Below are 25561 nucleotides of genomic sequence, written 5' to 3'. Positions count from 1 at the left end.
TCGCATAGTGTTGTCTAACAGGTATTTATACGGATATTCATTTCGTGTAATTTCCCTATGATTAATTCAATATTATGCATTAAACTTGTGACTTAAAGGATCACTGCCATGCACGTTTTTGACCTCATTGCGTCCATTATCTTTATATCTGGGCTATTTATTTTCATTAATACTTTCTTCCTAAAGCTGCCATCTTCTCTAGGTTTGATGATACTAACGATAGTGCTATCCTTCTTATTAGGGTTGTGCAATGTGTTGTTTCCAAGCTGGAACATAATTGGTGAAATTCGTGGTTTTGATTTCAATCAGGTGCTTAATCAATTTGTGATTAGTTTCATCTTGTTTGCAGGTGGATTGAGTATGGATATCAATAAATTGGGTAAGCAAAAAGCTGCAATTATTATCGTTTCAGTGGTAGGGGCAATTATCTCTACGATGGTGATTGGTACGATTCTGTATCTTCTGCTTAATGCTATCGGAATCGAAATCAATTACATGTACAGTTTGATTTTTGGTGCAGTAATTTCATCTACTGATCCTATTTCTGCTACTAACACCACTAAGCGATTTGCACTTCCAAAAATATTGTTAGTGAAAGTGGAAGGTGAATCCTTGTTTAATGGAGCTTTTTCTGTGGTTTTGGCTTTTGTATTGTACCATCTTGAGATAATTGCTGAGTCAGAAGCAATTACATTCTTTGCAGTTACTGAAATCTTAGTTTTAGAGCTTATTGGTGGCGTAGCTATCGGTTTTGCATTAGGCTTTCTGGGACATTACCTTCTTCGTTTTATAAATAATGATGACGTACATATTGAAGTTCTAATAACTGTAGCTCTTGTGTTAGTTGGATCGTTCATTTCAGGGTATTTCTCAATCTATTCCAAAACCGTGTCACTCGTTATGGGGCTTTTGATTGGAAATCTAGGTAGAAATAAGACTGGCGAAGGCTCAGTAGGCAAATACGTATATAAGTTTTGGTATTTGGTAGAGCAAATTATGGCCGTTATGCTTTTTGTATTGATGGGACTCGAAATGTTGGCCATCGAGTGGAAACTTGGCTATTTCGTCGCAGGATTCTTTGCTGTCAACGTGGTTTTCCTGGGTCGTTGGTTAGGTGTGTTGATTCCAGTGAAGATACTATCAGCTTCTTATGAATTCAACGTCAATACGGTCCCTGTCATGACATGGAGTGCCTTCAGAGGAGGGCTACCAATTGTGTTAATACTTGCATTAGCGACATTTCCTGGCAAGGATTTATTAATCACAATGACTTATGTCGTAGTTGTTTGTTCAATGCTGTTTCAGGGCTTCACACTACCTGCTTTAATGAGAGAGCGCTTTCCTGAAATCAAAAGCGCTTAATGTTTGACAGAAACTCATTCAATTGATATTGCTGAATATGATTTTTCATCAATCAGAATATGCATTTGATTGATATTCGCTTGTTTCGTTCAAAGCATGTAACCAATAGTTGGAAGAATAAACAGTGATTATATCTTCAGCTATCTCATGCTGCCAAACAATTCCTTCTGATTCAGGAAATTTCGTTCCCGCAATCTGCTCATCAAATAATCTATTAATGACTGCATGATCATCCATGCCATGTGCTAAAAGTCTTGAAATGAATGATTTACTGATGGTAGAGAGTTCCATCCCTTTTACTTCCAGTACACATTTTAGCGCATAGGTCTCTGGAAATTTTCTTGGAAAAGCCCACTTCAACAATACTCCAGCATTAAAGAGGTCCTTGTGTAAAAGAATGTCCTGATATTCTTCCCATTGCTTTTCATCTAGCATTTCATGAGCCAGGTTTTCGATTTGACCTGGCTTAAGTTTGTCTGCCAAAACATATTGAAGAACAATGTCAGCTGCTTCATCGGGTTCTAATTCCTGCAAAGCCAAAATAGTATAATCTTTCAGTTCAGAAGGATCAATTTGATCAATATCATCAAAGTCAGCTAGTTCCAAAACGTTGAGATAATCTTCGTTGGTCCATCCATTTGGAAGTTCAGTCACTTTTTTCAGACTGAGAACTTTCACATGATAGTTGTTCTTATTTTTCATTGATATGCAATTGAGGAGCATATACGATGAATGTGAGAAATGGATAAGGTTAAAAAAGAATATTTATCATGACTTTCTCTTGACTCCTCTGACAGCCTCAGCTGTCCAGGGATCATCTGGCCAGTGGTGCTTAGGATATCTACGCTTCAAATCCTTTTTCACTTCAAAATAAGCATTGCTCCAAAAGCTTTTTAAGTCTCCAGTGATCTGTACAGGTTTGAATCCTGGAGATAGCAGTTGCATCAATACAGAGGTCTTTCCTCCATTGATCTTAGGTGTATCTTCCAGTCCAAAGCATTCTTGCAATCTCACACTTAAGAACGGAGGTTCTCCATTATCTCTGTAGAGCAATTTGATATTGGAACCACTAGGAACTTCTATTTTCAATGGAGCCAGCTCATTCAGTATTTGCTGTTTGTCAAACTGCAGACTATGCTGTAGAATATTCACCAGATCCAATTTTTTCAAATCCTCTGGTTTCTTCACATGATCCAGATATGGAGCTAGCCATTCATCATTAGTGATTAACAAAGTAGAAGTAGTTACATCTGGCCAGTTCTGTTCTGGGTTCCATTTCTTTAGAGATAAAACGCGGTTTTGCCATTGCTCTACTTCTTCATTGAAATCCAATAGGTTAGCACCTTCTTTTTTGATAGCATCACAGATGGCTTGTACTAATTCCGATTCATCTGGATCAGGTAGAGGTTTGGATTGCAACACAATACTACCAATTCGTAGGTCTCTACTTGCAATCAATCCTCCATGTTTGGTGTCCCAGGTGATGACCTCCTTTTCCTTCACCATTGGTGCCAGGTCTCGTGGATTGAGAGGTGAGGCCATGAATATTTTTCCTAATCCATCGCGAGCGTCCATGTGAGCAATCGCCAACCACTGTTCGTGGGCCAGGTCATCGCGATGACCTGCTACGGCATATTTGCCGTTGGCGAGCTGAAACTGGGCGTTATTTCCAGGTCTTGATGAAGCGATTCGTTCTGGATAAGCAAAGGACAACACCAAACCGGTTTCATAGGCATCAACAGGTCCATTGTCAGCTTCGATATCAAACATTTGACGGTATTGACTTGCTATCTTCTCAATTCGGCTAAATTTCTTGCCTAATCGATTTTCCTCACGGAATCGTCTCAACGTTTCAATTCTCAGGTTGATATCAATTCCCGATTCTCTAGGTAATGGATCACGTTCTTCCAACAAAGCTGCTATATCAGTAGCCAAATCCAGCAACTCATGATCATCTGCTTCTATGAGCATGTGAGCAATACGAGGATGACATGGAAGCTTGTGAACACGTTCACCATGTTCTGTAATCCGTCCATTGTCCAGCGCATTGAGTTGGTGAAGCATTTCACTTGCCAATGCTACGGAAGCCCTATTAGGTGCATTGAGCCACGTTAATTGATTAGGGTTGGTGATGCCCCATTTTGCCAGATCAAGAACTAAAGAGGAGAGGTCTGCTTCCAGAATTTCTGGCGTACGATGTGGTTCCATCTGATGCTGTGTAGCAGGTGTCCACATGCGGTAACAAACACCAGGACCTAGACGACCAGCTCGTCCAGCACGCTGATCAGCAGAATCTTGAGAGATCTGAACTGTTTCTAATCGAGATAATCCCGATTTAGGATCAAACTTTTGCTTTCTACCGAACCCTGTATCTACCACCGTAGTGATACCTTCTATGGTCAAACTGGTTTCTGCAATGGAGGTAGCCAAGACCACTTTTCGTTTACCTTCCTTATTGGGCATTATAGCTGCATACTGCTTGCCTTGTGGAAGCATCCCATATAAAGGATGGATAGCAAATCCTTTAAGGTCCTTTTTTAGTAGTTCTTCTGTTTTTCGGATTTCTCCTTCTCCTGGGAAGAAGGCTAAAATATCTCCTTTTTGCTCACGACTTGCCTGGAGAATGGTTCTGGCGGCCATTTCCGGAAGCATCATCATGTCCTGGTCGCCAGTGTACTTCATTTCCACAGGATATTGGCGACCTTCACTCACTACTGCTGGCGCTTTCAATAATGCAGTCAACTGAGGCATGTCCAGTGTAGCAGACATCACCATGATCTTCAAGTCTGGCCGCAATACCTGCTGTGCTTCTCTGCACAAAGCAAGAGCTACATCCGCATGGATGCTTCGCTCATGGAATTCATCAAATATGACGATCCCGACACCTTCCAGAGCATTGTCGGAATGGATCATTCTGGTCAGAATTCCTTCTGTCAGTACTTCAATTTTGGTCTTTTCAGATACTTTGTTGTCAAAACGTACGCGATAACCTACTGTTTTACCTACCGCATCTCCCAATAGATCAGACATTCTGCTAGCGATACTTCTAGCTGCTAAGCGTCGTGGCTCCAGCATGAGGATTTTTTGATCGCCTAGCCAGTCTTCTTCCATTAAGGCCAATGGAAGCAAGGTGCTTTTTCCGGCACCCGGAGGAGCATTGACGATTAAGGTGTTGTCAGATTTTAAGTGATTCTTTACTTCGTCAATGACGTCCGTAATGGGAAGATCTATGTTGTATGGATTGAATGCCAAGGTTGTTAACTTCTTTTAACTGCAAAACTAGGGAAGGAGAACTTGTACTGATGGAAATTCTTTTCAAAAGTTTGTATCTTAACTCAATGAAAAGATTGCCTATACTGATTTTACTAATAATTGGCGCATTTGCCGCAAATGCCCAGATTAAAGAATATCCCCAGTCTCCCTATGATTTTCATAAAGGATATTCAATTAAAAATGATTCTCTGGCAGGAATTCCAAATTTTAAAGAACCGCAAGGACTTGCAGCAACCAATCCTTTTGCAACAAACCTAACCATCAAAGTAGGTACTAATCTTGTAGATGATATTCCTATTCTTCATCCTGAGATGGAAGGTTACGGTATGCCTGTAAAAGAGCCTGCCAAGAACATTGATCAGTCTTTGATCATATCTCCCGTTCCAACGAAAGAAAACGACCATTGATATTTACCGATAACTAATGAAAAATCTTTCCAAAATCATCTTTGGATGTCTATTGATGATGTCCATGACCTTATCCGTACAAGCTTTTACAGTGAATGTCAAAAGTGATGTTAAACTAAAAAAGGTATTTATTAACGAAAGATCTGGTCTGGGTAGGAGTTACTTACAGGCAGGTGAAAACTCGATTGATCTTGAGCACTATCCAAATTCGGTTTCTCTCATGATCCATAAAGGACGTGGTGATGTTCTATTGTCCAGAGTTTGGGTAAATGGACCTAATGCAATTGTAAATATTTCAATAAACCAAGATTTAGACTTTAATATAGAGAATCCTGATACAAATCAGAATGACTTGGATCAAATCTCATCTGAGATAGTCACTTGGGGGCTGTTTCCATATCAATTTCAGGAAGGAAGACCTATTGAGCCAATCCTTGCTTTGGAGGCTAAATCAATCATTGAAAACCAAACCGTATATACAAGTCGGGAAGTTTTAGCGAATTATGTGGAATTGGCAAAGGCTCATGATGTGTCTTTTTGGGCTACAGATATTATCAACGCCTATTTGCGTAAACCTTCTGAGTATTTCTATTCGGATGCTCAACTTCATCTAGTGGAAGCAAAAAATGGTGAAGAGGAATTTGTTAAAATCAAGCCTGATGGTACCAAATATTGGTTGGTGGCAGTATCTGGAAGTTGGTGTGGACCATGTTTGAAAGGCATACCAGATATGCGCAAAGCATATGATGAATTGAATGAAGAAGTCAAATTTGTTTCACTATGGAATGATACCGATTTAGATACCTTCTTAAACAATCATAAAGACAAAAAAGAGGCAATCGTTTGGACCAATCTGTGGGATGAGTATGGATTGGTTGCTAACTCCATGAAGGTACAGGCATATCCTTCCTACATGCTATTTGATCCTTCAGGAAAAGAGATCGGTCGGTGGGAAAAGCTTCCAGGAGATTTGAGTAAATATTTACCGAATTAGATTCCTGTAATTTGTGCTACGTCATTTTTAACAGAAGGTTATTCTGTCCGTTCTTATTTCAATAAGTGTACGTTTTTGTACGAAATATCAATGCGTACGAATTGTAACTAATTGATAATTAGATTATTAATTTCGTTGGCATAATGGTTGGAATATAGTGCATGACCTCAAACTAAACTGATCATGCTTAAGAACTTTTTAAAAGTTGCTGTAAGAAACCTTTCCAGAAACAAAGTCTATGTAGCTATCAACATAGTAGGGCTGGGATTAGCTCTAGCCTGCTGTATAGTGGCTTATCTCAACTCCAAATACAATTGGGACTTTGATGCCAATCATGCGCAAATAGATCACATTTATAAGGTGCATGGAATGCACGAGAGACAAGGTGATCTTCATGAGTTTGGGCGTATTCCAATGCCAATGGCTGATGCGATGAGAGAAGATCTTTCTGGGGTGGATAAGGTTTTCCGCTTTGAGCGCCATGTATTTACCGTGAGGGATGAATCGATGGCGGATAAGGTATTCAACACAGCTGTATGTTATGCAGAGCCCGGCTTTTTGGAGTCATTTACCTTTCCTCTTGTTTCAGGGAATTTGTCTGCTTATCATGAGATAGATCGTGCGGTGGTTACGAAAGATTATGCCGAGAAATTCTATGGAGATGAGGATCCAATTGGGAAGATTTTAACTGTATTTGATGATACAGGGATAAGCTTCAATTTCGTCATTGCTGGTGTAGTGGAGCGTGCTCCTCAGAATTCCTCCGTTCATTTTGAGCTACTTACCAATTTCGAGAATCGTTTTAGAATGTATGATGACAATGTGAGGAATAATTGGGCGTCATTCGCTCAGAATACTTTTGTGTACTTCAATGATCCAGCAAAGGCAACCGCATTAGAATCTCAGTTAGAACAATATCTTCCATTGCAGCAACAGGCAAATGATGGCTTTCAGTTAACACGCTTCTTGCTGAGCCCAATGAATACTCATGCACATAATTCACGTGAAATATGGGCGGATAACTTGTCTAATGCCATGGATCCAGCAGCCGTTTTGACTCCTCAGATCATGGCGTTGCTCATCTTATTGGTGGCATGTTTCAATTTTACCAATACGGCCATTGCCAACTCTAATAGAAGATTAAAGGAAATTGGTGTGAGAAAAGTGCTTGGTGGCAGTCGTAAGCAGTTAATTAACCAATTCATGACCGAAAACATGACCGTATGTCTGTTGGCTTTGATCATCTCGGTTGGTATTGCTACTTATTTGGTGCCGGCTTATGCGGCGATGTGGGAAGGAATGGAGTTGAAGCTTGAACTGACGGATGATATTGGTTTCTACCTGTTTCTATTTGGTCTATTGGTTTTCACTACCTTATTGGCCGGTCTTTATCCATCGCTTTACATTAGTAAATATCAACCTGTAAGCATACTTCGCGGTGGCTTAAGCATTGGTAGTAAAGGTGGCTTAACCAAGTTCCTTTTAGCTACTCAATACACCTTCACAGTGATAGCCATTTTTGCTAGTGTTGCTTTCATTCAAAATGCAAGATATCAGGACACATTGGACATGGGGTATGATCGTGATCAGGTGATTGCGGTAAACCTTCTGAATGAGACTCAGTACCAGAAAATGAAAGCATCAATGATGTCCAATCCCAATATTACATCGTTTGCGAGTGCGAAACATCATATCGGTCAGGGTAATTATGGGGCTACACTGATCAATGAAGGTGAAGAAGTAAACAGCAACATGATGGATGTTGGAGTTGACTATTTGGAAACCATGGGGTTAGAAATCTTACAAGGGAGATCGTACTCCAAAGATTTAGAGGCATCTGATACTAGAAGCTCTATCATAGTAAATGAAAAGTTAGTGAAGTCATTTGGTTGGGAGAACCCAATTGGTCAGCGTTTAGCCCTAAATGATACGACAACACTGACTGTTGTAGGGGTTGTAGAGGACTTCTACATGAATGGATTCTGGGCACCAATACAACCAACTGGGTTTAGACTGAGCAGTCTTAAGTTTGAAGATGATGGGACATACAGTTTCATCGCTTGTAAAACGGATATTGACCATATCACTGAAGTGTATGATTATTTGGAAGCTGAGTGGAATGGTAAAATCCCGAATAAAGTATTCTCAGGTTTTTTTCAGAACGATTTGTTGAGAGAAGCGAAAACGGTGAATAACAACATCATGACCATTTTTACCTTCTTAGGTGTTGTAGCATTCATTCTTTCTTGTTTGGGGCTGTTCACCCTGGTGTCCATTAATTTGATACGCAAAACGAAAGAAATCGGCGTAAGAAAGGTGCTCGGAGGAGAAGTAGGGCATATTGTTTATTTGATAAGCAAAGGGTATTTCTTGCTGTTATTTATTTCCTCTGTAATCGGCGTTACTGCCGGATATTACCTCATCAACGCTTTGATATCTGATATTTTCACGAACCATAAAGAAATGGACGCTTTCACTTTTGCCATACCGATGGTAACAATTATAGGAGTTTCCCTGGCAATTGCATCACTCCGAACTTTAAAAGCGGCGGTGGTGAATCCTGTGAAGTCCTTAAGATATGAATAAAACTAAGTAGCATAGTTTCAAGTACAAGCCTGGCCTGAATATCAGGTTGGGCTTTTTTATTGCACCTACTGGATATTTGATGATTATTAACTAAATTCATAGTTGATTAACTTTTAAATCTCCAGCTTATGCGTAGACTTCATTTATTATCTATTCTTATTGTTCTGTTTCCTGTATTGGTCTATCCACAGTCACATCAGTCATTGGTTGAAAAGGAAACCCTAAAAAAGCATATTCAGGTATTAGCATCTGACTCACTGGAAGGTAGGGGGACAGGATCACCTGGATTAATTAAAGCCCAAAACTATTTGATTGCGGAGTTTGCGCGATTAGGATTGAAGCCAGGGAATCAATCATCCTATTTGGAAAGCTTTACCTTGGAAAAGCGTTATATGGGCGAAACGTATTTGAGTATTGGAGATAAGCGTTGGAGTAATTTCGAAGAAGTGATTTTTATGCCTTCCGGCTATTTTCAACAAGAGGAGGTTGAGAAAGAAGTGGTTTTTGGAGGCTTTGGAAGTGATGAAGAGCTTGAACAGATTGATTTAAAAGATCGCTTTGTTGTAGTGTTTATTGACAATTTAATGGCTCACACTAAGATAGGAATGGAGCTGAATAAACGTGGCGCTTATGGCATGATTGCCGTAAAATCAAGTAATGATGTTCAGCAGATGTCTACCATGAAATCAATTTTTAGAGATCATTATCTTAAGGATCATTATGGTTTGAGAGATATTCCCAATCCTAGAGATACAGCATTCAGGTTGAAGGATGTTGTTAAGTCAGTTCGTGCAGTGATAACACCCCGGAGTGAAATGAAAAAACTGATGGGGTATAGTGTAGCCAAACTTCAGAAAATTGCAGAAAGTGGAGAGTTGACAAGCGTTCCTAATAGCAAAGTCACGGTGAAAATTGAGTTGGATACAGACGAAATGGAGTCTGCAAATGTTACGGCGTTTATCCCAGGAAATAGTGAAAAGAAGATTGTAGTAACAGCACATTATGATCATTTGGGTAAGAATGATGAAGGCATATTTAATGGTGCTGATGACAATGCAACAGGCGTTGCTGGTATGCTGCAGCTGGCAGAATCATTAAGTAGAATTAAGGACTTGCCGTATGGAATTGAATTTGTTGCCATGTCAGCAGAGGAGCCCGGACTTCTCGGATCCAAATACCATGTCAATCAACCCGCGTTTAATCCAGATGACGTCTTAATTAATATCAATTTGGATATGATTGGTAGGCAGGATGAAGAACATCAGGATTCTGATTATTTGTATGTGCTTGGTACTGATCAATCTGATCCACTCAAAGAATTGATCAATCAACTGGATGAGGTAAATGATGAAATAGTAATTGATTATAGACATGATCAATCGAAAGGGTTTGGAGGCTTTTACAGTCGCTCAGACAATTACAGCTTTCATCAGCGAGGGATTTTGGCTATATTCTTCCATACGGGTACTCATGAAGATTATCATCATCAAACCGATACCTGGCAGAAAATAGATTATTCAGCTTTAGAGAAGCGAGTGAAATTTATAGAAGAGGTAATCCTACAGCTTGAGGGTAACCAGAGTATTTTGTAAAGACCAAAAAATCTTTTGAAAGTCAATATCCGCGATTAAAACTCTACTTATTTTCATGATGTCTATTGCGTAGTTAATTGGCTACACATATATTTGTAGTCAAATAGCTACATAATGAAGTTAAGACGTGATGTATTTCAAGCTATAGCTGATCCAACCAGGAGAGCCATATTGATGTTATTGACAACTCAGACAATGACTGCAGGTGCAATTGCTGGTAATTTTGATTCGGCTAGGCCTACCATTTCCAAGCATTTACAGATTCTCACAGAGTGTGAGTTGCTACAACAGGATCAGCAAGGAAGAGAGGTTCATTATCAGTTAAACCCAAGTAAGATTAAAGAGATAGCTGATTTCATCGAGCCATTCAGGCAGCTGTGGGATGAACGCTTTAACAAGTTGGAGGATATTATGAAAAACTATCAATCTAAAGGCTAAAACTATGGAAATGAAAACTCAGGTTCACGCTGAAGACAACAAGCAGGAACTCTTTATCATCAGAGAATTTGATCTGCCTATAGAGCTTCTTTTCAAAGCTTATGAAGATCCGGAGATCGTTGCCCAATGGATGGGAACTAAAGTGATCAAGCTTGAAAATAGACGACATGGAGCTTACCAGTTTGAAACAACAGATCCTAAAGGTAATAAGCATGGTTTCAACGGAACCATTCATGAATTTGTTCCAAATAAAAAGATCACCAGAACATTTGAGATGGAGAGTGCTCCTTTTCCTGTTCAACTGGAGTATTTGAAATTTGAGCCATTGAGTGATGAGAAGTCTAAGCTTACCATGCAAGTCGTTTATCAATCAATCGAAGTAAGGGATCAGATACTCAAGTTACCCTTCGTGCAGGGGGTCAATATGGCGCACAATCGAATCGAATCACTTTTTAACAACTAGTCATGTCAAAACGCAACAAAATCATTTATTGGATTGCGACTTTATGGATGTCATTGGGAATGGTATCCACAGCAATCGTGCAGTTAATCCAAATGCCGGAAGAAATCGAGCGGACGGTAGATCATTTGGGGTACCCGGCTTACTTCTTAATCATTCTTGGTGTTTGGAAAATTTTGGGAACTATCGTTGCTTTGGCTCCAAAACTTCCTTTGTTTAAAGAGTGGGCGTATGCAGGCTTCTTTTTTGCCATGACTGGCGCATTAGTTTCTCATTTCTTTGTTGGTGATCCTTTTGGTGAAATCTTTCCATCAGTGCTTTTGCTTTTATTAACCTGTATTTCATGGTATTTTAGACCTGAATCTAGAAAACTTGTTAACCCATGATGGACATCCCAAGTGCTGATTTCTTTTTCAATAAAGAATCTAAATGGCAATTGTGCTATGAAGAATTGCGACAGATTATTCTTCCATTCAAACTGGATGAAGAAGTGAAATGGGGGAAACCTTGCTATACGCTTGATGGTCAAAATGTGGTTTTGATTCATGGATTCAAGGATTACTGTGCGCTGCTATTTCATAAAGGCGTATTGATCAAGGACCCTGAGAATCAGATGGTACAGCAAACTGAAAATGTTCAGGTACAGCGTCAATTGCGTTTTTTCAGTTTGGATGATATCAAAGGGCGAGCATCATATATCAAATCATGTATCAAAGATGCCATTCGAGTAGAGAAGTCAGGTGAGCAAGCGGAAATGAAAAAGACCGCTGATTTTGAAATGGTCGAGGAGTTTGAGTCCGCTCTCAAGGAGAATACAGATTTGAAAAAGGCATTTGAAGGTTTAACTCCAGGTAGACAGAGAGGGTACTTGCTTCATTTCAGTCAAGCGAAACAGTCAAAAACAAGACAAGCTAGAATTGAAAAGTATTGGGATCACATATTGGCTGGCAAAGGGTTGAATGATTAAATAGACAATAGACAATAGACAATAGACAATAGACAATAGACAATAGACAATAGACAATAGACATTAGTTTTAGCCAAATGAAGAATCCAGCAATTGATAATTATCTAGAAGAGGGGTGTGGTCGATGTAAACTCGGTGGTACTCCCGACTGCAAAGTGCATCGATGGCCAAAGGAATTGGTTGTTTTACGTCAGATTGTATTGGATTGTGGTTTGACTGAAGAATTGAAATGGAGTATTCCTTGTTACACCTACGAAGGAGCTAATGTTTGTGTGGTTAGTGCTTTTAAGGAGTACACGAGTCTTAGTTTCTTTAAAGGTGTATTGTTACAAGATGCAAAAGCACTTTTGCATAGTCAGGGAGAAAATTCACAATCAGCTCGAATCATTAAAATTACTTCGCTCAAACAGATCGAAGATTTGAAGGAAGATCTCAAGGCTTACGTATATGAAGCTATTGAAGTAGAACGTCTTGGTTTGAAAGTTGATTTTAAGCAGAAAGATGAATTAGAATATCCTGAGGAGTTATTAGAAGAATTTAAAAAAGATCCACAATTTCAAACAGCATTCGAAGCATTGACTCCAGGCCGTCAGAGAGGGTTTATCTTGAATTATACCCAGCCTAAACAGGTCCAAACCAGGATAAATCGCATTCAAAAGAGTAAACCTTTAGTGTTTGCAGGCAAAGGACCACAAGGGCGTTGAGAGATCAATGCTTTTATTTTTACTTATCGCTTTGCAATACAAAGTACTTTTATTTTATATTAGCGCTATGAATAGTAGAATTCGCTATGCTGTTGCCAGCTTGATTTGTATTGCTCTAGGCCTGTTTTCACGTTCATCCTTCTATGATTTTCCAGATTGGAGTGATGCGTATGTAGGGGATGTTCTCTGGGCATCAATGGTCTATTTTCTAATTGCCGTGCTTAATCCGAAAGGAAGGATTTCTTTAAAAATAACCCTGGCTATGTTATTCGCTTTCTTCATTGAGTTTACTCAACTGATTCAGACGGATTGGATGAATCAAATCAGAAGTATTCCCAGCATGGCACTTGTATTGGGATATGGATTTAAATGGAGTGATCTCTGGTGTTATACCGTGGGAATTGGAGTTGCAGCTTTGATTGATCGATATGTTGTCAAACATTAGTTTGATTCTTTGACAAACAGTGGTTTTTGGCTATTATTGATCCATACTAATCTAACCAAAGTCTATGAACGTATTCAGTCGAAGCTGGCAGATCACTAAAATGTCTTTTCGTGTTATCAATAAAGACAGGGAATTGTTGGCGTTTGCTTTACTTTCTTTTGTTTTCAGTGCCATTTTCTCCATTGCTATGATCGTACCTTCAGTGTTGTCTGAAATTATCAATCAAGGTCAACCTGTTAGCGAGCTGGAAGTATATCAGTACATCATCATTTTTGCGACCTATTTTGGTTTGGCATTCATTGCCACCTTCTTCAATGTCTGTGTGGTTTACACGGCCAAAATCAGATTTGAAGGTGGAGATGCTACTTTTGGTGAGAGTATCAGATTTGCCTTTTCTCGTATTGGGTTAATCATTCGCTGGAGTTTGTTATCCGCAAGTGTTGGACTGTTGTTAAACGTACTGGAACGAGCCGTTACAAGTTTTGGAAAAGTAGGAGAGATTGTTGGAAGAATCATTATTGGCTTAATGGGGGCTGCATGGAGTATCGCTACGATTTTCGTGGTTCCAATATTGGTATATGATGGTCTGGGTCCAATAGATGCAGTGAAAAAATCTATGAGCGCCGTAAAGGAAACCTGGGGTGAAAACATCGTTCGCAGTATAGGTCTGGGCTTGATGACTTTCTTTGCGTATGTTGCTGTAATTGCAGGAGGAGTAGGCCTAACGATATTGTTGACAAACTATTTCGAGATAGCTGGACTTATCACCGGACTGGTAATTGGTGGTTGTTTGCTACTTTTTACTGGATTACTTTTCAAAGTAGCAAGCACAGTGTTTACCACAGCACTTTTTGTGTATGCCAATGAGAAAATTGTGGCTTCTGATTATGATCCAGCGCTTATTGAAGGTGCTTTTAAATCAAAAAAGTAATATTTTGTTGAACACCAACACGGCGTTACTCCTCATAGTGATGTCGTGTTTTTTTGGTCTTGTATTTCCAAACTGGAGGAGTTTTCTATTCCTAATTTCCCGACACCATTATCCAACAGAGTCAGAGTAACCCTTACTTGTTACCAGATAATTCTTCTTTGCTTTATGCTTCGGAGATTAGCGATCAATAGGCGGTTGCACAAGTTTCAATATCCTCAGTAATACGATAAGGTTCAATTACTATTGGTTATTTGTTGATCGGAGACTTGTAGTTCTCAAATTACCGATTAAATACAGCCAATTATCGAATAAATCCTATTAAGGTAAATGAAACACGTTAATCTAGAGGTGAAATTCATTAGAATCATTTGAAATTACTCGCTCGTCATATTAGCGCGTTGATTGGTATACTAATATGCCTTACAGCTTCCTTGTCCATTTATTGGGATGAAGAATTTCAATTTTATTTTGTGAAAGAACAATCTTCACTGAAGGTAGGTGATAAAATTCTTCTGGCAGATATCAAGACAGATATATCCAAACCCTTATATATACACTTCTTTGACGAGCGATGTGTTGATTCCAAAGTCAGTTTGGAACATCTACCACTAATAATTGATAAGTACCCTGAAACATGTAATTATATGATCATAAATGGATCTTCTTTAACCGAACGGGATTTAAGAAAAGCCTATCAGTTACCAGAATCGGTTAGCATATTTCAAGATTCTAATTTTGAGCTGACTCAACAGTTAAATGTACCCACTACTCCTCATGCATTAATCATTGATAGAAATCAGAGCTTGTATTTTACTGGAAATTATTCTGACGGTAGTGGGCTGTGCAGTGCTACCACGATCTATTCGTCAGCGCCTGCTGTTGCGCTGAGGTTTTTAGCATCTAATAATCAACCACCATTATTTACGAATTATCAAGTTTCATTTACAGGTTGTCCCATAAATTAATTCGCCATGAAATTTACCCTAAGTACAAAATCGCGAAATCTTATTGATGTGAATAAAGAATCAGAGCGAATCATCACAGGAATGATAGTGATGCTTTGGATCTTTGGCATAGGAATTTCAGCTCATTACGATACCTGGAAACTTGGTATTGGAATGGGAACAGCCAACATGGTGATTTATTTGATTGCACAATGGATATATTCCACAAGACTGATATCTAGAATGTTGGGAGCGTCGGTTATGGCTTTGTATATGGTGCAGTTTCTGGCTCAGCTTCATGGATTGTATGAAATGCACTTCTGGTTTTTCATCATGCCCATGATTCTGATTATTTACAAAGATTGGTTGGTATACATTCCGTTCGCATTGATCATTGTCATTCATCATGTGAGCATATTTGTTTTGGTGCGTCAGGGACAGGAGGAATATCTCCAGTACTTCATTAATATGGATGTGCTAACAAATATGACCTTTGCCTATCATATGGGGCTAGCCGTTTTAGGTGTTGCTGTTTCAGCATGGATGTCATTTCGTTTGCAGGAGCAGACTAGAAGTCGTTATGAGAATGCGGCTAAAGTACAGTCTCAGCTAGATGAGATGAATGAACTGGCGAAAAATGTGCAAAAGGTTGCCTCCAGGATCACTAATAATGAAGCTTATCAACATCAGTCAATCAACGAGGCAATGATGGCGTTGGGCAATGATTTTAACAATATCATTGACAACATTATTGTGGAGACCAAGGATGTGGTTGACCAGGCCGGAAAAGAAGGAAACCTGGGGTCTAGAATGCAGCTTGAGAATAAGTCGGGAGTTTGGAGTAATCTGGCGAATTCTATCAATAATATGTTAGATGCAGTATCTGAGCCCATAGATCGTATCAATTTAATTGCTGCCAATCTGTCTCAAGGTAAACTTACAGATCATATAGATACCGATGCTCAAGGAGAGATCAAGGAGTTGTTCGATAACATGAATATTGCTCTCACTAACCTGAGGTCTTTATTGGGAGATGTTTCTTCCGGCATTGAGCAGATAACTGGTGCAACCAATGAGATGATGGCTTATAGTGGTGAAATGGAAATTACCACCAATGAAATCGCTGATGCCATAGGTCGGGTAAGTTCTGGAGCTCAACACCAATTGCAGGATATTGAAAATACCTCTAGAATTATCGAAGAAGTACTGTCTAGTGCTAAGCAAATGGAAGAAGATGTAGATAGCATCAACCAGGTGGCAGAAGAAGGAGCTAAAAGTAGCGATCAGGGAATTGATATTGTAACTACGGTCGTTAACGATATCAAAAGTGTTGAGGAATATGCGGGTAAGACTTTGGATTCCATTAACGTGTTATCTAAGCGTTCTCAAGAGATTGCTCAGATACTCAATGTGATCAATGAAATTACCTCTCAGACCAATTTACTCGCACTGAATGCGGCTATTGAAGCTGCCCAGGCAGGAGAAAATGGGAGAGGATTTGCTGTAGTGGCAGGAGAGATTAAGAAGCTTGCTGAAAGTGCTAAGAGCTCAACAAGTATGATCGAACAGATTGTGCAGGATGTGCAAAGTGATATTAAGCAAACATCTTCTGTGATTACAGAAATGAACAAGAAGGTTTCTAGTGGAGTAGAGTCAACTCGAAAGACACATGAGATATTGGCGGTCATTTCAGGTGAATCTAAACGAACCCTACAATATTCAAATAATGTGAAAAGTATTACGGAAGTTCAAACTCAACGAATTTCTGAAGTCTTCGAATCATTTGAATCCGTATTGTTGATTTCTGAACAGGCGGCGGCAAGTGCTGAAGAGGTTGCTAGTTCCGCCAATGAACTGTTTGGAGGCATGAAAGAGTTCAATAGAAACAGTGCTGAAATCAATACTCAAGCAACAAAGCTCAAAGACTCTATGAAAGAGTTTACTCTCTAAATAGTTTGTTTGTTTGCGGTATTTGTAAAATATTCTGGTTATTTCATTAAAACTCTGATATTTAGTTGGTTGTAATGTGTTTAATTGATTAATTTTCAATTAAGGACTAATGATTAATTGAGTATGAAGAAGTTAATACTAGTAGTGCTCCTTCCGATTTTGTTGGTTGGGTGCAAAGAAGAAGAAGTAGAGTTTGGTACACTTTTTACAACCAATGCTGTCGAATGGTTCGACTGGGTGGTAGTCTCTGATTCCAAAGGGAAAGTTTTGAATTACAAGCAAGTAACTCAGGAAGGAGAGGTTATTCGATTATCTGGAGGAACCAATGACGAATCTGTGAGTGTAACATTTGTAATGCCTGAAAGAAATGGGTATGCATTTCGTCTTAAAACTTATCACGATATTCCTAGAAATAGCAATTTTACTTTTGATGGATCAGCCAATCTAGAAATTGAAGAAAGGGAGGCTATTGGCTCGTTTACCGTTACTATTGACGATTTCAACGACGGTCTGGATGGTTTTTATTCCTTTATTTTCAACGATGGTTTTTCACAGAGTTTCTATAATATAGACAGGTCGTCGGTTATTTATGAAAATGGCCAATATACTGCCACAGTTTTTCTGTATCAGGATGAGTCAGACCTTTTGATATCAAGTTACAAAGAAGGAAAACCAGTTTATTATGAATTGAACGGGGTGTTGCCTGATGATGAACTCTCTATTTCATATGGGGATTTCAAATCAATGACACCTGTATCTATGTCACTTCCAGAACTGCATGGAAGTATAGACGGACTTTATGATGCTTCATTCAGTAGAGTTGATGAACTATCTGATTTAACTCCCTGGTCAAATTCTCAATCATCTTCAAACTCTGATCATCAAGAATTGGGTTATGTGAGTGGTTATCCATTTTATGCGGTAACTCTTGCTGGTAATGTGAGCAGCTCTTCTGATTATAATCAAAATGTATACTATCAAAGTATCGTTGAGAATCTTCCTTCAGAAATAGTTGTCAACGGTTTTTCTAGTGATGTTGCAAATACTGCTTTTGATCGTTTTTCAGTTAGTATAGATCAAGCATACAGTTATGCAGAAGTAGATTTTAGATATTCGGAAGCAGGAGATTATTTTGTTTGGAGTTTTATAACTCCAGAAGGTTCGCAGATTCAACCTATTGCCATTCCTGATGAAATCGTTGACTCTTATGCACCTCTTGGGGACATTGATAAGATTGAGTTCGCTTATGCTCAGTTTGTTAAACTAGATGAGTCGGAAACATACATCGGTCGGGTGGAAGAACTAATTACTGAAAAATCACGAGGTACCTTCACAGATGTTCGATACAGCGTGTGGCCAAAAATTCAATAGTTCAATATAGACTCTTTGTAATCGGGACTACCTTTGATGGATAATTAAGTACCATGAAGGCATACCTGTTTAAATCTCCGGGAGGAATCAATAAACTACAACTAACAGAAGTTCCTAAACCTGAAATAGGTCCTGATGAAGTCCTGATTAAGGTAAAGGCTATAGGAATTAACTACGCAGAGGTATTGTCTCGTAAGGGGCAGTATAGCTGGGCTCCAAAAAGACCTTATGTTCCGGGAATGGAGGCTGTCGGCGAAGTGGTTCAGGTTGGCTCAGAAGTGACTAATTGTATGGTTGGCGATCGGGTGATTATGGGTGCGCAGTATGGCGCTTATGCTGAATTCATGAAAAGCAAATCGCATCTGGTATTTCCTATTCCCTTAGGATGGACCTGGCAACAAGGAGCGGCATTTCTTGTCAATTATATTACTGCTTGGGTGGCATTATTCAAATTGGGAAAATTGTCTGTAGGAGAGAAAGTCCTTGTTCAGGCAGCCGCAGGTGGAGTAGGGACAGCCGCTGTCCAGTTGGCATCAAAGTTCGGAGCCAAAGTAGCCGGAACTGCGAGTAAAAAAGAAAAGCTGGAACTTATCAAATCACTGGGTGCACAACTAGCCATCAATTATCAAAATGAGGATTTCGAGGAAGTCATTCGAAATGAATGGACCAATATTGATGTTTGTCTTGAAGTAGTGGGTGGAGAGGTATTCAGGAAAAGTAAATTACTGCTGGCACCTTTCGGAAGAATGATTGTTACGGGTTATGCGAGTATTCCGCTGAAAAAATGGCAGCCCTGGACCTGGTGGCCAGCATGGCGAGACGCCCCAAAAGCCGGAGTAATGGAGCTTGCCATTCAGTCACAATCACTGACAGCAACACACATTGGCTATTTAACAACTAAGCCCGAAGTTACCAGATCCGTTTGGACTGAACTGATAGCATTCACACACCTACATGGGATAGTACCTGTCATTGGAAAAGTGTATGAATTTGAGGAATTGCCTCAAGCACATGCCTTTTTAGAGTCACGCGAAAGTGTTGGAAAGGTGGTTGTAAAAATGGGAGATCCAGTTAACGATCAATAAGGTCTGTCTATCGAAATCTAAATCTGATAGTACATTCTCACTCGTATTTTTGATTAAGAAATTATTGCAGTAGAATGTACAAAATTGAGATAAAAGATTACGGGTTCAAATTCACTTTCAGTGGGTTTATCAAAGAATTCGAAATGCAGGAGTATTTTGATAAAGCCGAGAAGACCTTGGAAGATTCCGGTCTAACTGAATACTGTGTAATGGTTGATAACAGGGATTTAAAACCATTGCCTCCAGAGTCTAAAGCGATCATTGATAAAGCACAAAGAATGTTTAAGCAAGGAGGATTGGTAAGGTCTGTTCTCTTGCTGAATAACCCGGTTACAACGCTACAATTTAAAAGAATTGCTAAGGAAACAGGAGTCTATGAATATGAGAGATTTATAGATGCTTCTCAAACGGAAAATTTTGAAGAAGTTGGGCAGGCTTGGCTAACAGATGCCATCGATCCTGATCAGGAATAATTAATAGTTGATAGTCATATTTTGAAGCCATAGAGAGATATCTCTGTGGCTTTATTAATTTCTACTAAACTGATTCACTTTAGGATCGTTATTCTTGCAGCAGATTTTACATTATGGCAATATACATCTTTGGAGCCGCCGTGGTTGGCTTAGTGTTTTATACCTGGAAAGTACTCAATCCAGGTAAGGAAAAAATCCTTCAGGCACCACAAAAGTGGAAGAACATTCTTAATGAGGAAGTTCACTTTTATCAAAACTTGAATGAAGTACAAAAGGCTCAGTTCGAATCGGATATTCGTAATTTTCTGGAACATGTACCTATTAATGGAGCTCAGGTAGATATAACACTTGAAGATCGTTTGTTAGTCGCTGCAAGTGCCGTGATTCCATTATTTGGATTTCCTCAATGGACGTATAATTATCTGGATGAGGTTATCTTATATCCAGGTCTTTTTGATGAGCACTACAACATCGGTGGTCCTAATGCAAGAATGTCGGGGATGGTGGGGAACGGACCCATGGAAGGTAAAGTGATCTTGTCCAAACCAGCCTTACACCGAGGATTTGATATCAATAATGATATGCGCAATGTAGGCATTCATGAGTTTGCCCACTTGTTTGACAAAGAGGATGGTGAAATTGACGGAATACCACCAGGTTTTCATGATAAAATGCACAGTATTCCCTGGATGGCGCTTATCAAAAAGAAAACTGATGAAATCAAAAAGGGCCATAGCAATATTGATGAATATGCCGCTTACAACGAAAAGGAGTTTTTTGCGGTAGCTAGCGAATATTTTTTTGAAAGACCGCACCAGTTGGAAGACAAAGAACCTGAATTGTATAAGTTGCTAACAGAAGTGTTTCATCAAGATCCAACCAATATCTTCTATGAGCATTCGTACAATAAACCCAAAGAGATTCCTCGTAATGCCAAATGTCCTTGTGGAAGTGGTAAGAAGTATAAAGATTGCTGTATGAAGTAGTTGGTGAGTACAAAAGGATATGGAGTTATTTCAAAGAGAGTCAAATAAGAACCTATTACCCCGGGATGGAGAAGTTCGGTATTATGGTCAGGTCTTTCCAGTGCAGGAGTCTACCAGATCATATGAACTGCTCCTTGAAGAAATAGAATGGCAACCTGATGTAGCGTTTATTTTTGGAAAACGCATAGAGACCAAGCGCAAAGTGGCCTGGTACGGAGATCAGGCATTTTCCTACACTTACTCTAATCACACCAAAACTGCTCTTCCCTGGACTCCTGAATTATTGAAACTTAAAAAGCAAATTGAAGATATTTCTGGAGAGACGTTCAACTCTTGTTTGCTTAATTTATACCATGATGGATCAGAAGGAATGGCCTGGCATTCAGATGGGGAAGAAGATTTGAAGAAGCATGGAGCTATAGCTTCAGTATCATTTGGGGCTGAGCGAAAGTTTGCTTTCAAGCATATGTCAACTAAAGAAACGGTTTCACTGGTCCTACAGCATGGGTCTTTATTAATTATGGCAGGAGTTACTCAAACATTTTGGCTCCATCGTCTTCCTCCAACAAAAAAGGCCCACTCGCCAAGAGTGAACCTAACTTTTAGAACAATTGAGAAATAAGCTTACTTCTTGATGATTCTTTTTGTTTCAAGTTGATCATCCACCTGTATTTTTAAGAAGTATTGTCCAGGCTCCAGAAACGTCAAATCAACTTTGTTGAATTTCGGAGATTTTAATTGATATAGAGATCTGCCGGAGATGTCTAGAATTTCAATTTGCTGTAAATCCTGATTGTCGGAAACTCCGATAGTAAGTATATCCTCTACAGGGTTAGGATAAACCTTTAGATCAGACATTGAGAATTCCGAAACTAATTCTGGACTAATTCGAGCCCCTGAAGCACTACTTAACTTGATCCAATTAAGATTCCAACCACCAGCAAGAGCTTTAATCGCGATTTGTTGCTGTCCAGCAGAAAGGTATACTGTATGAGATATGGAAGTCCAGTTTTGCCAGCCTCCAGTATTTGGGACACCTAATGATCCATATACTGGGCTGCCTCCCGCATTTTCTAGCTGTATACTACCTCCACCTGAGGCACTGGCCACTCGGTACTCTACCGTATAAGATCCTGCATTTGGTACATTGACGTCCCAAACAATCCAGTCATTGGCATCTATCCAGCCTACATTTAGTCCACCTTCCGAGCATGCTTCTGTTTGTACGCCTGACATGACCGCCCAGTCTTCCGCTTCAATTTGCTGTGACCAGCCACCAGCAGTACTGACCACCAATGAGCTGATGTCATCATTGAAACCATCATCTACCAGACAGGCATCATCACCAGCTTTTACTACGGTATTTCCTGTGAAGTTATCATGCTGATACATGGTTACTTGATAGCCACTTTCTATTTTCAAAGAAGAAATGTCATCATTGCTTATTCCCAGTGCCTGCAATTGACCTAGCGTATAGGATCCTTCATCTAAAGACACAGCATATCCACCATAATTACAATGCTGATACAAAGTGACCGGACCTCCAGATGTTCCCCCAGGATATCCTCCAAGTGTAATATTGATGTTGGTAGGGCTAGGAGTATGTATGGTAGCTGACTGATCAAATACATCGTCAAACGAGAATGCATACGTTTGACTGTTGTAGGAGATGTCTGATCGATGCCAGAACTTTGCATACCAATTGTAAGGCCAGGTTTGATAGTAATTTGCTTCATTGGAGAAGTCCTGCATCACACCAGATCCAAGATTCAGATTGATAGCATGTCTATTGATCGCTGCGGCTATCTGAGCCTGAACCACTAAATCCCATTGAGCTCCCTGAGCCATTACTCCACTTGCTTCCATGGCCATCTCTGTAGTTGGTTTACCAGGAATCGTTGCAACCTGGCCATCACTATCCCTGGTGAATACAAAGTTGTTGCCTGACACACTTCCTCTCCAGGTTCCTGCATCACCAGAGTTAAATACCAGCTGTTGAGAACTGTATTTAGACCAAATCTGATCTATATAGTTTTGGATTAGGCTTTGAGGAAAAGTAGATGATTTAGTAGGGAAGTGGATAGTTGTGGAGCTCTGGTCAAGCAGTCCTTGAAACTCGGCCGGTGCAGTTGCTTGCCACTCATTAAGGATTTGTTGATGGGTTTTCAATTCTCCCACTTTCTTATAGAAACCATTGCCCCAAACTTCTATTCCCATTGGGTACTGATATGAATCTACGCGAGTCGTATTGATCCAAAGCCCATAATTGTTATAGGTAAGTTCTGCTATCTCAAATTTGATTCCCTGGTTCGGATCTGTAGCATTTTCCAGGTTGGGAGCAGAGTACCCACTAGGTGCTCCGGAATACCCAAAGAAATAAAGGTATAACTGACTTTGGAATGCGAAGAAAATTCTGCATCCAGCTATCTGTGGTAAATTGACTGTGTTATTCGGAATATCGCTGAGCTTTCTGAAACAGTTGGCGTACAAGGCATTGTTTCCTGGTCCCATATTTCCACCGTATACTGGTCCGGGGACCGTATTATCTGATTGACTCATTTGATTGACTTGTCCGGTTATTGGGTCTACCCAAACATGTCCGCCTGTTATTCCTACAATAGCGACATAGACTTCATTGTCAGGATAATCTGAATTGTTGGTGATTTGATAAGGCAATGTCTGAGCATTGGTCATCGAGAATGCCAGAATGATTAGGCAATAGAGTGCTGGTCGGATGGCTTTTTGCCACCGACTCATAGTGAGTTGCATTTTCATAGTGTTGATTTTAAAAAGTAAAAGTGAGGCACCCGTTATAATGGGTGCCTCGTGAGTTATTTCTTAATGAATTGGAGTGTTTGATTGGACGCTTCCAGTCTGAGCAAATACATTCCTGACTTCAAGGAATTTACCTCAATCTGTGATTCCTGTGAAGACAGCTTTCCAGAAAGAAGTTCACGACCTCCAAGGTCTACCACCGAATAGTTGGTTTCATCTGTAATTCCTTTAACATTGAGATAGGATGTCGAAGGGTTTGGAAATACCTGGATGCTTTCTTGTTTGAAGTCCTCTGTAGATTCCATTTCTAATCGAGCTCCAGAGCCACTGACTATTTTAATCCAGTTTAGATTCCAGCCTCCAGAAAGAGCTTTAACAGCAATTTGTTGTTGGCCAGCGTTCAGGTTGACATTATGTGAGATAGTGGTCCAATTTTGCCATCCACCGGTATTTGGTACGCCCAGAGAGCCATAGACCGGACTACCGCCAGCATTTTCAAGCTGCAGATTACCTCCGCCACTAGCACTGGCTACTCTATATTGAATGGAGTATTGTCCAGAGCTAGGAACATTGACATCCCAAACCATCCAGTCGTTGGCGTCAATCCATCCAGCGTTGAGTCCGCCTTCTGAGCAGGCCTCCGTTTGTACGCCAGACATAACTGCCCAATTTTCCGCCTCGATTTGCTGTGACCATGAGTTGCCTGTGGAAATGACAAGGGAACTGATATCATCGTTGAACCCATCATCTACCAGACAAGCGTCATCACCATATTTGGTTATGCTATTGCCCGAAAATCCATCATGCTGGTACATCGTTACCTGATATCCTGATTGAATTCTCAAAGAAGAGATGTCATCATTTGCTACTCCAAGAGCTTGCAACTGTCTAACAGTATAGCTTCCAGGGTTTAGCCCAACTGCGTATCCTCCATAATTACAATGTTGATACAAAGTAACTGGAGCAGTAGGGTTGGGGTTGGATCCTGCTTGATAAACTCTTACATAGTCAATACGCATCTCAGCTGGCATAGCGCCATTGTTGATGGAAAAACCTGGCCAATTACCGCCAATTGCCATGTTCAGTATAATGAAGAAGTTGTTATGGAACTCAGATGTGCCATTAATGCCTCCAGCAATGTTTACTTCATGGTATTGAACTCCATCTAAAAACCATCGGATGGTCTGATCTGTCCATTCTATGGAATAAGTATGAAATTGTGTTACATTGACACCTGTGTAACCTCCATAATTGGCATAGTTACCATTATGATCCTGCCAGTGAATAGTACCATGAGCGGCTTGCTCCGTATTGATATGTTCCATGATATCAATTTCACCACAAGCGGGCCATCCAACGGATGTGATATTATCACCTAACATCCAGAAAGCAGGCCAAACCCCAGAAAAAGAGGGCATGGAGATACGTGCTTCTATTTTACCGTATTTCCATGATTTTCGTCCTTGTGTTTTTAATCGGGCAGAAGTGTAATTCATTCCGCCAAAGTTTTCCTGTCTGGCAGTGATTACAAGGTGACCGTTATTAATACTGGCGTTTTCCTGACGGTAGTATTGCAATTCGTTATTGCCCCAACCTCCGCTTCCGGTTCCTGTTTCAAATACCCAGTCGCTACTAAGACTGCCATTGAACTCATCTTGCCATACAAGATTCCATTGCGAGTAAGAAAGGTTACTTATTAAAATTAGAAGTGCGAACAGACTCACTCTGTTCAGAATTTTCATAGTAGAATATTTCATCATATTAGGAGTTTAAATAAGCGCAATCATTATGGTCGGGATGTCATTCTGAGTGGGTGGA

At 39.9% G+C, this 25561-nt stretch carries 23 protein-coding genes; 19 read left to right on the top strand and 4 right to left on the bottom strand.

The genetic code is table 11. The features are described from left to right. The first annotated feature begins 108 nt into the window (after nt 1-108). Nucleotides 109-1362 carry a cation:proton antiporter gene (locus tag NXS00_RS02195; RefSeq protein WP_258097477.1) on the top strand — a complete coding sequence of 418 codons (1254 nt, stop codon included), beginning with the start codon at nt 109-111 and terminating at the stop codon, nt 1360-1362. Between the two features lie 48 nt (nt 1363-1410). Here the strand turns inward: NXS00_RS02195 and NXS00_RS02190 are convergent, their stop codons facing one another. Then, nucleotides 1411-2064, bottom strand: coding sequence for a hypothetical protein (locus NXS00_RS02190; RefSeq protein ID WP_258097476.1), 654 nt, complete (start codon nt 2062-2064; stop codon nt 1411-1413). Nucleotides 2065-2130: 66 nt separating this feature from the next. Beyond that, the gene (hrpB, locus tag NXS00_RS02185; RefSeq protein WP_258097475.1) at nt 2131-4614 is read right to left on the bottom strand and encodes an ATP-dependent helicase HrpB; all 2484 of its coding nucleotides are present in this window, start codon (nt 4612-4614) and stop codon (nt 2131-2133) included. A gap of 50 nt (nt 4615-4664) precedes the next feature. Here hrpB and NXS00_RS02180 point away from each other — a divergent pair, with 50 nt between their 5' ends. The 18 genes from NXS00_RS02180 to NXS00_RS02095 all read left to right on the top strand — a co-directional run bounded on the left by NXS00_RS02180 (nt 4665) and on the right by NXS00_RS02095 (nt 21590). Then, a complete protein-coding gene (locus tag NXS00_RS02180; protein WP_258097474.1) occupies nt 4665-5042 on the top strand; it encodes a hypothetical protein in 378 nt (125 codons plus the stop codon). A gap of 16 nt (nt 5043-5058) precedes the next feature. Beyond that, nucleotides 5059-6036 (top strand): TlpA family protein disulfide reductase, encoded by a 978-nt coding sequence (locus NXS00_RS02175; protein WP_258097473.1) that lies wholly within the window; start codon nt 5059-5061, stop codon nt 6034-6036. 183 nt (nt 6037-6219) lie between these two features. Next, nucleotides 6220-8622, top strand: coding sequence for an ABC transporter permease (locus NXS00_RS02170; RefSeq protein ID WP_258097472.1), 2403 nt, complete (start codon nt 6220-6222; stop codon nt 8620-8622). Nucleotides 8623-8750: 128 nt separating this feature from the next. Further along, the gene (locus tag NXS00_RS02165; protein WP_258097471.1) at nt 8751-10214 is read left to right on the top strand and encodes a M28 family peptidase; all 1464 of its coding nucleotides are present in this window, start codon (nt 8751-8753) and stop codon (nt 10212-10214) included. Nucleotides 10215-10328: 114 nt separating this feature from the next. After that, nucleotides 10329-10652 (top strand): ArsR/SmtB family transcription factor, encoded by a 324-nt coding sequence (locus NXS00_RS02160; RefSeq protein WP_258097470.1) that lies wholly within the window; start codon nt 10329-10331, stop codon nt 10650-10652. 4 nt (nt 10653-10656) lie between these two features. Then, complete coding sequence (locus NXS00_RS02155) at nt 10657-11115, top strand: SRPBCC domain-containing protein (RefSeq protein ID WP_258097469.1); 459 nt, start codon at nt 10657-10659, stop codon at nt 11113-11115. Between the two features lie 2 nt (nt 11116-11117). Continuing rightward, nucleotides 11118-11498: a DoxX family protein gene (locus NXS00_RS02150; protein ID WP_258097468.1), complete on the top strand. Its 381-nt coding sequence runs from the start codon at nt 11118-11120 to the stop codon at nt 11496-11498. Continuing rightward, the gene (locus NXS00_RS02145; RefSeq protein ID WP_308708276.1) at nt 11495-12079 is read left to right on the top strand and encodes a YdeI/OmpD-associated family protein; all 585 of its coding nucleotides are present in this window, start codon (nt 11495-11497) and stop codon (nt 12077-12079) included. The genes NXS00_RS02150 and NXS00_RS02145 overlap by 4 nt, the downstream gene beginning before the upstream one ends. Nucleotides 12080-12156: 77 nt before the next feature. Continuing rightward, nucleotides 12157-12783, top strand: coding sequence for a YdeI/OmpD-associated family protein (locus tag NXS00_RS02140; RefSeq protein WP_258097467.1), 627 nt, complete (start codon nt 12157-12159; stop codon nt 12781-12783). 67 nt (nt 12784-12850) lie between these two features. Beyond that, entirely contained in the window at nt 12851-13228 is a 378-nt protein-coding gene (locus tag NXS00_RS02135) for a ribosomal maturation YjgA family protein (RefSeq protein ID WP_258097466.1), read from the top strand. Between the two features lie 64 nt (nt 13229-13292). After that, nucleotides 13293-14159: a DUF6159 family protein gene (locus tag NXS00_RS02130; RefSeq protein ID WP_258097465.1), complete on the top strand. Its 867-nt coding sequence runs from the start codon at nt 13293-13295 to the stop codon at nt 14157-14159. Between the two features lie 470 nt (nt 14160-14629). Continuing rightward, complete coding sequence (locus NXS00_RS02125) at nt 14630-15124, top strand: DUF6436 domain-containing protein (protein ID WP_258097464.1); 495 nt, start codon at nt 14630-14632, stop codon at nt 15122-15124. A 6-nt stretch (nt 15125-15130) separates the two neighbouring features. Continuing rightward, complete coding sequence (locus NXS00_RS02120; protein WP_258097463.1) at nt 15131-17053, top strand: methyl-accepting chemotaxis protein; 1923 nt, start codon at nt 15131-15133, stop codon at nt 17051-17053. Between the two features lie 123 nt (nt 17054-17176). Beyond that, nucleotides 17177-18424 (top strand): hypothetical protein, encoded by a 1248-nt coding sequence (locus NXS00_RS02115; protein ID WP_258097462.1) that lies wholly within the window; start codon nt 17177-17179, stop codon nt 18422-18424. Between the two features lie 53 nt (nt 18425-18477). Continuing rightward, the gene (locus tag NXS00_RS02110) at nt 18478-19509 is read left to right on the top strand and encodes a quinone oxidoreductase family protein (protein WP_258097461.1); all 1032 of its coding nucleotides are present in this window, start codon (nt 18478-18480) and stop codon (nt 19507-19509) included. Between the two features lie 74 nt (nt 19510-19583). After that, nucleotides 19584-19982, top strand: coding sequence for a hypothetical protein (locus NXS00_RS02105; protein WP_258097460.1), 399 nt, complete (start codon nt 19584-19586; stop codon nt 19980-19982). A 113-nt stretch (nt 19983-20095) separates the two neighbouring features. Then, nucleotides 20096-20968: a M90 family metallopeptidase gene (locus tag NXS00_RS02100; protein ID WP_258097459.1), complete on the top strand. Its 873-nt coding sequence runs from the start codon at nt 20096-20098 to the stop codon at nt 20966-20968. 19 nt (nt 20969-20987) lie between these two features. After that, nucleotides 20988-21590, top strand: a complete 603-nt coding sequence (locus NXS00_RS02095; RefSeq protein ID WP_258097458.1) for an alpha-ketoglutarate-dependent dioxygenase AlkB family protein — start codon at nt 20988-20990, stop codon at nt 21588-21590. A 2-nt stretch (nt 21591-21592) separates the two neighbouring features. Here NXS00_RS02095 and NXS00_RS02090 read toward each other — a convergent pair whose 3' ends face one another. Beyond that, entirely contained in the window at nt 21593-23743 is a 2151-nt protein-coding gene (locus NXS00_RS02090; RefSeq protein WP_258097457.1) for a beta-1,3-glucanase family protein, read from the bottom strand. Between the two features lie 56 nt (nt 23744-23799). Then, complete coding sequence (locus NXS00_RS02085) at nt 23800-25485, bottom strand: carbohydrate-binding protein (protein ID WP_258097456.1); 1686 nt, start codon at nt 25483-25485, stop codon at nt 23800-23802. Nucleotides 25486-25561 lie beyond the last annotated feature (76 nt).

Source organism: Marinoscillum pacificum, from assembly GCF_024714495.1.
Lineage (GTDB): Bacteria > Bacteroidota > Bacteroidia > Cytophagales > Cyclobacteriaceae > Marinoscillum > Marinoscillum pacificum.
Note: the sequence above shows the minus strand (reverse complement) of the source record. Positions and strands in the feature narration are given on the sequence as shown.

Bases quoted from the DNA above. Each gene is read 5' to 3' on its own strand.
- NXS00_RS02085 (WP_258097456.1), bottom strand. From the start codon at position 25,485: ATGAAAATTCTGAACAGAGTGAGTCTGTTCGCACTTCTAATTTTAATA.
- NXS00_RS02135 (WP_258097466.1), top strand. From the start codon at position 12,851: ATGAATAGTAGAATTCGCTATGCTGTTGCCAGCTTGATTTGTATTGCT.
- NXS00_RS02110 (WP_258097461.1), top strand. From the start codon at position 18,478: ATGAAGGCATACCTGTTTAAATCTCCGGGAGGAATCAATAAACTACAA.
- NXS00_RS02190 (WP_258097476.1), bottom strand. From the start codon at position 2,064: ATGAAAAATAAGAACAACTATCATGTGAAAGTTCTCAGTCTGAAAAAA.
- NXS00_RS02095 (WP_258097458.1), top strand. From the start codon at position 20,988: ATGGAGTTATTTCAAAGAGAGTCAAATAAGAACCTATTACCCCGGGAT.
- NXS00_RS02170 (WP_258097472.1), top strand. From the start codon at position 6,220: ATGCTTAAGAACTTTTTAAAAGTTGCTGTAAGAAACCTTTCCAGAAAC.
- NXS00_RS02160 (WP_258097470.1), top strand. From the start codon at position 10,329: ATGAAGTTAAGACGTGATGTATTTCAAGCTATAGCTGATCCAACCAGG.
- NXS00_RS02155 (WP_258097469.1), top strand. From the start codon at position 10,657: ATGGAAATGAAAACTCAGGTTCACGCTGAAGACAACAAGCAGGAACTC.
- NXS00_RS02165 (WP_258097471.1), top strand. From the start codon at position 8,751: ATGCGTAGACTTCATTTATTATCTATTCTTATTGTTCTGTTTCCTGTA.
- NXS00_RS02175 (WP_258097473.1), top strand. From the start codon at position 5,059: ATGAAAAATCTTTCCAAAATCATCTTTGGATGTCTATTGATGATGTCC.
- NXS00_RS02090 (WP_258097457.1), bottom strand. From the start codon at position 23,743: ATGAAAATGCAACTCACTATGAGTCGGTGGCAAAAAGCCATCCGACCA.
- NXS00_RS02180 (WP_258097474.1), top strand. From the start codon at position 4,665: ATGGAAATTCTTTTCAAAAGTTTGTATCTTAACTCAATGAAAAGATTG.
- NXS00_RS02145 (WP_308708276.1), top strand. From the start codon at position 11,495: ATGATGGACATCCCAAGTGCTGATTTCTTTTTCAATAAAGAATCTAAA.
- NXS00_RS02100 (WP_258097459.1), top strand. From the start codon at position 20,096: ATGGCAATATACATCTTTGGAGCCGCCGTGGTTGGCTTAGTGTTTTAT.
- NXS00_RS02140 (WP_258097467.1), top strand. From the start codon at position 12,157: ATGAAGAATCCAGCAATTGATAATTATCTAGAAGAGGGGTGTGGTCGA.
- NXS00_RS02130 (WP_258097465.1), top strand. From the start codon at position 13,293: ATGAACGTATTCAGTCGAAGCTGGCAGATCACTAAAATGTCTTTTCGT.
- NXS00_RS02105 (WP_258097460.1), top strand. From the start codon at position 19,584: ATGTACAAAATTGAGATAAAAGATTACGGGTTCAAATTCACTTTCAGT.
- NXS00_RS02150 (WP_258097468.1), top strand. From the start codon at position 11,118: ATGTCAAAACGCAACAAAATCATTTATTGGATTGCGACTTTATGGATG.
- NXS00_RS02120 (WP_258097463.1), top strand. From the start codon at position 15,131: ATGAAATTTACCCTAAGTACAAAATCGCGAAATCTTATTGATGTGAAT.
- NXS00_RS02115 (WP_258097462.1), top strand. From the start codon at position 17,177: ATGAAGAAGTTAATACTAGTAGTGCTCCTTCCGATTTTGTTGGTTGGG.
- NXS00_RS02195 (WP_258097477.1), top strand. From the start codon at position 109: ATGCACGTTTTTGACCTCATTGCGTCCATTATCTTTATATCTGGGCTA.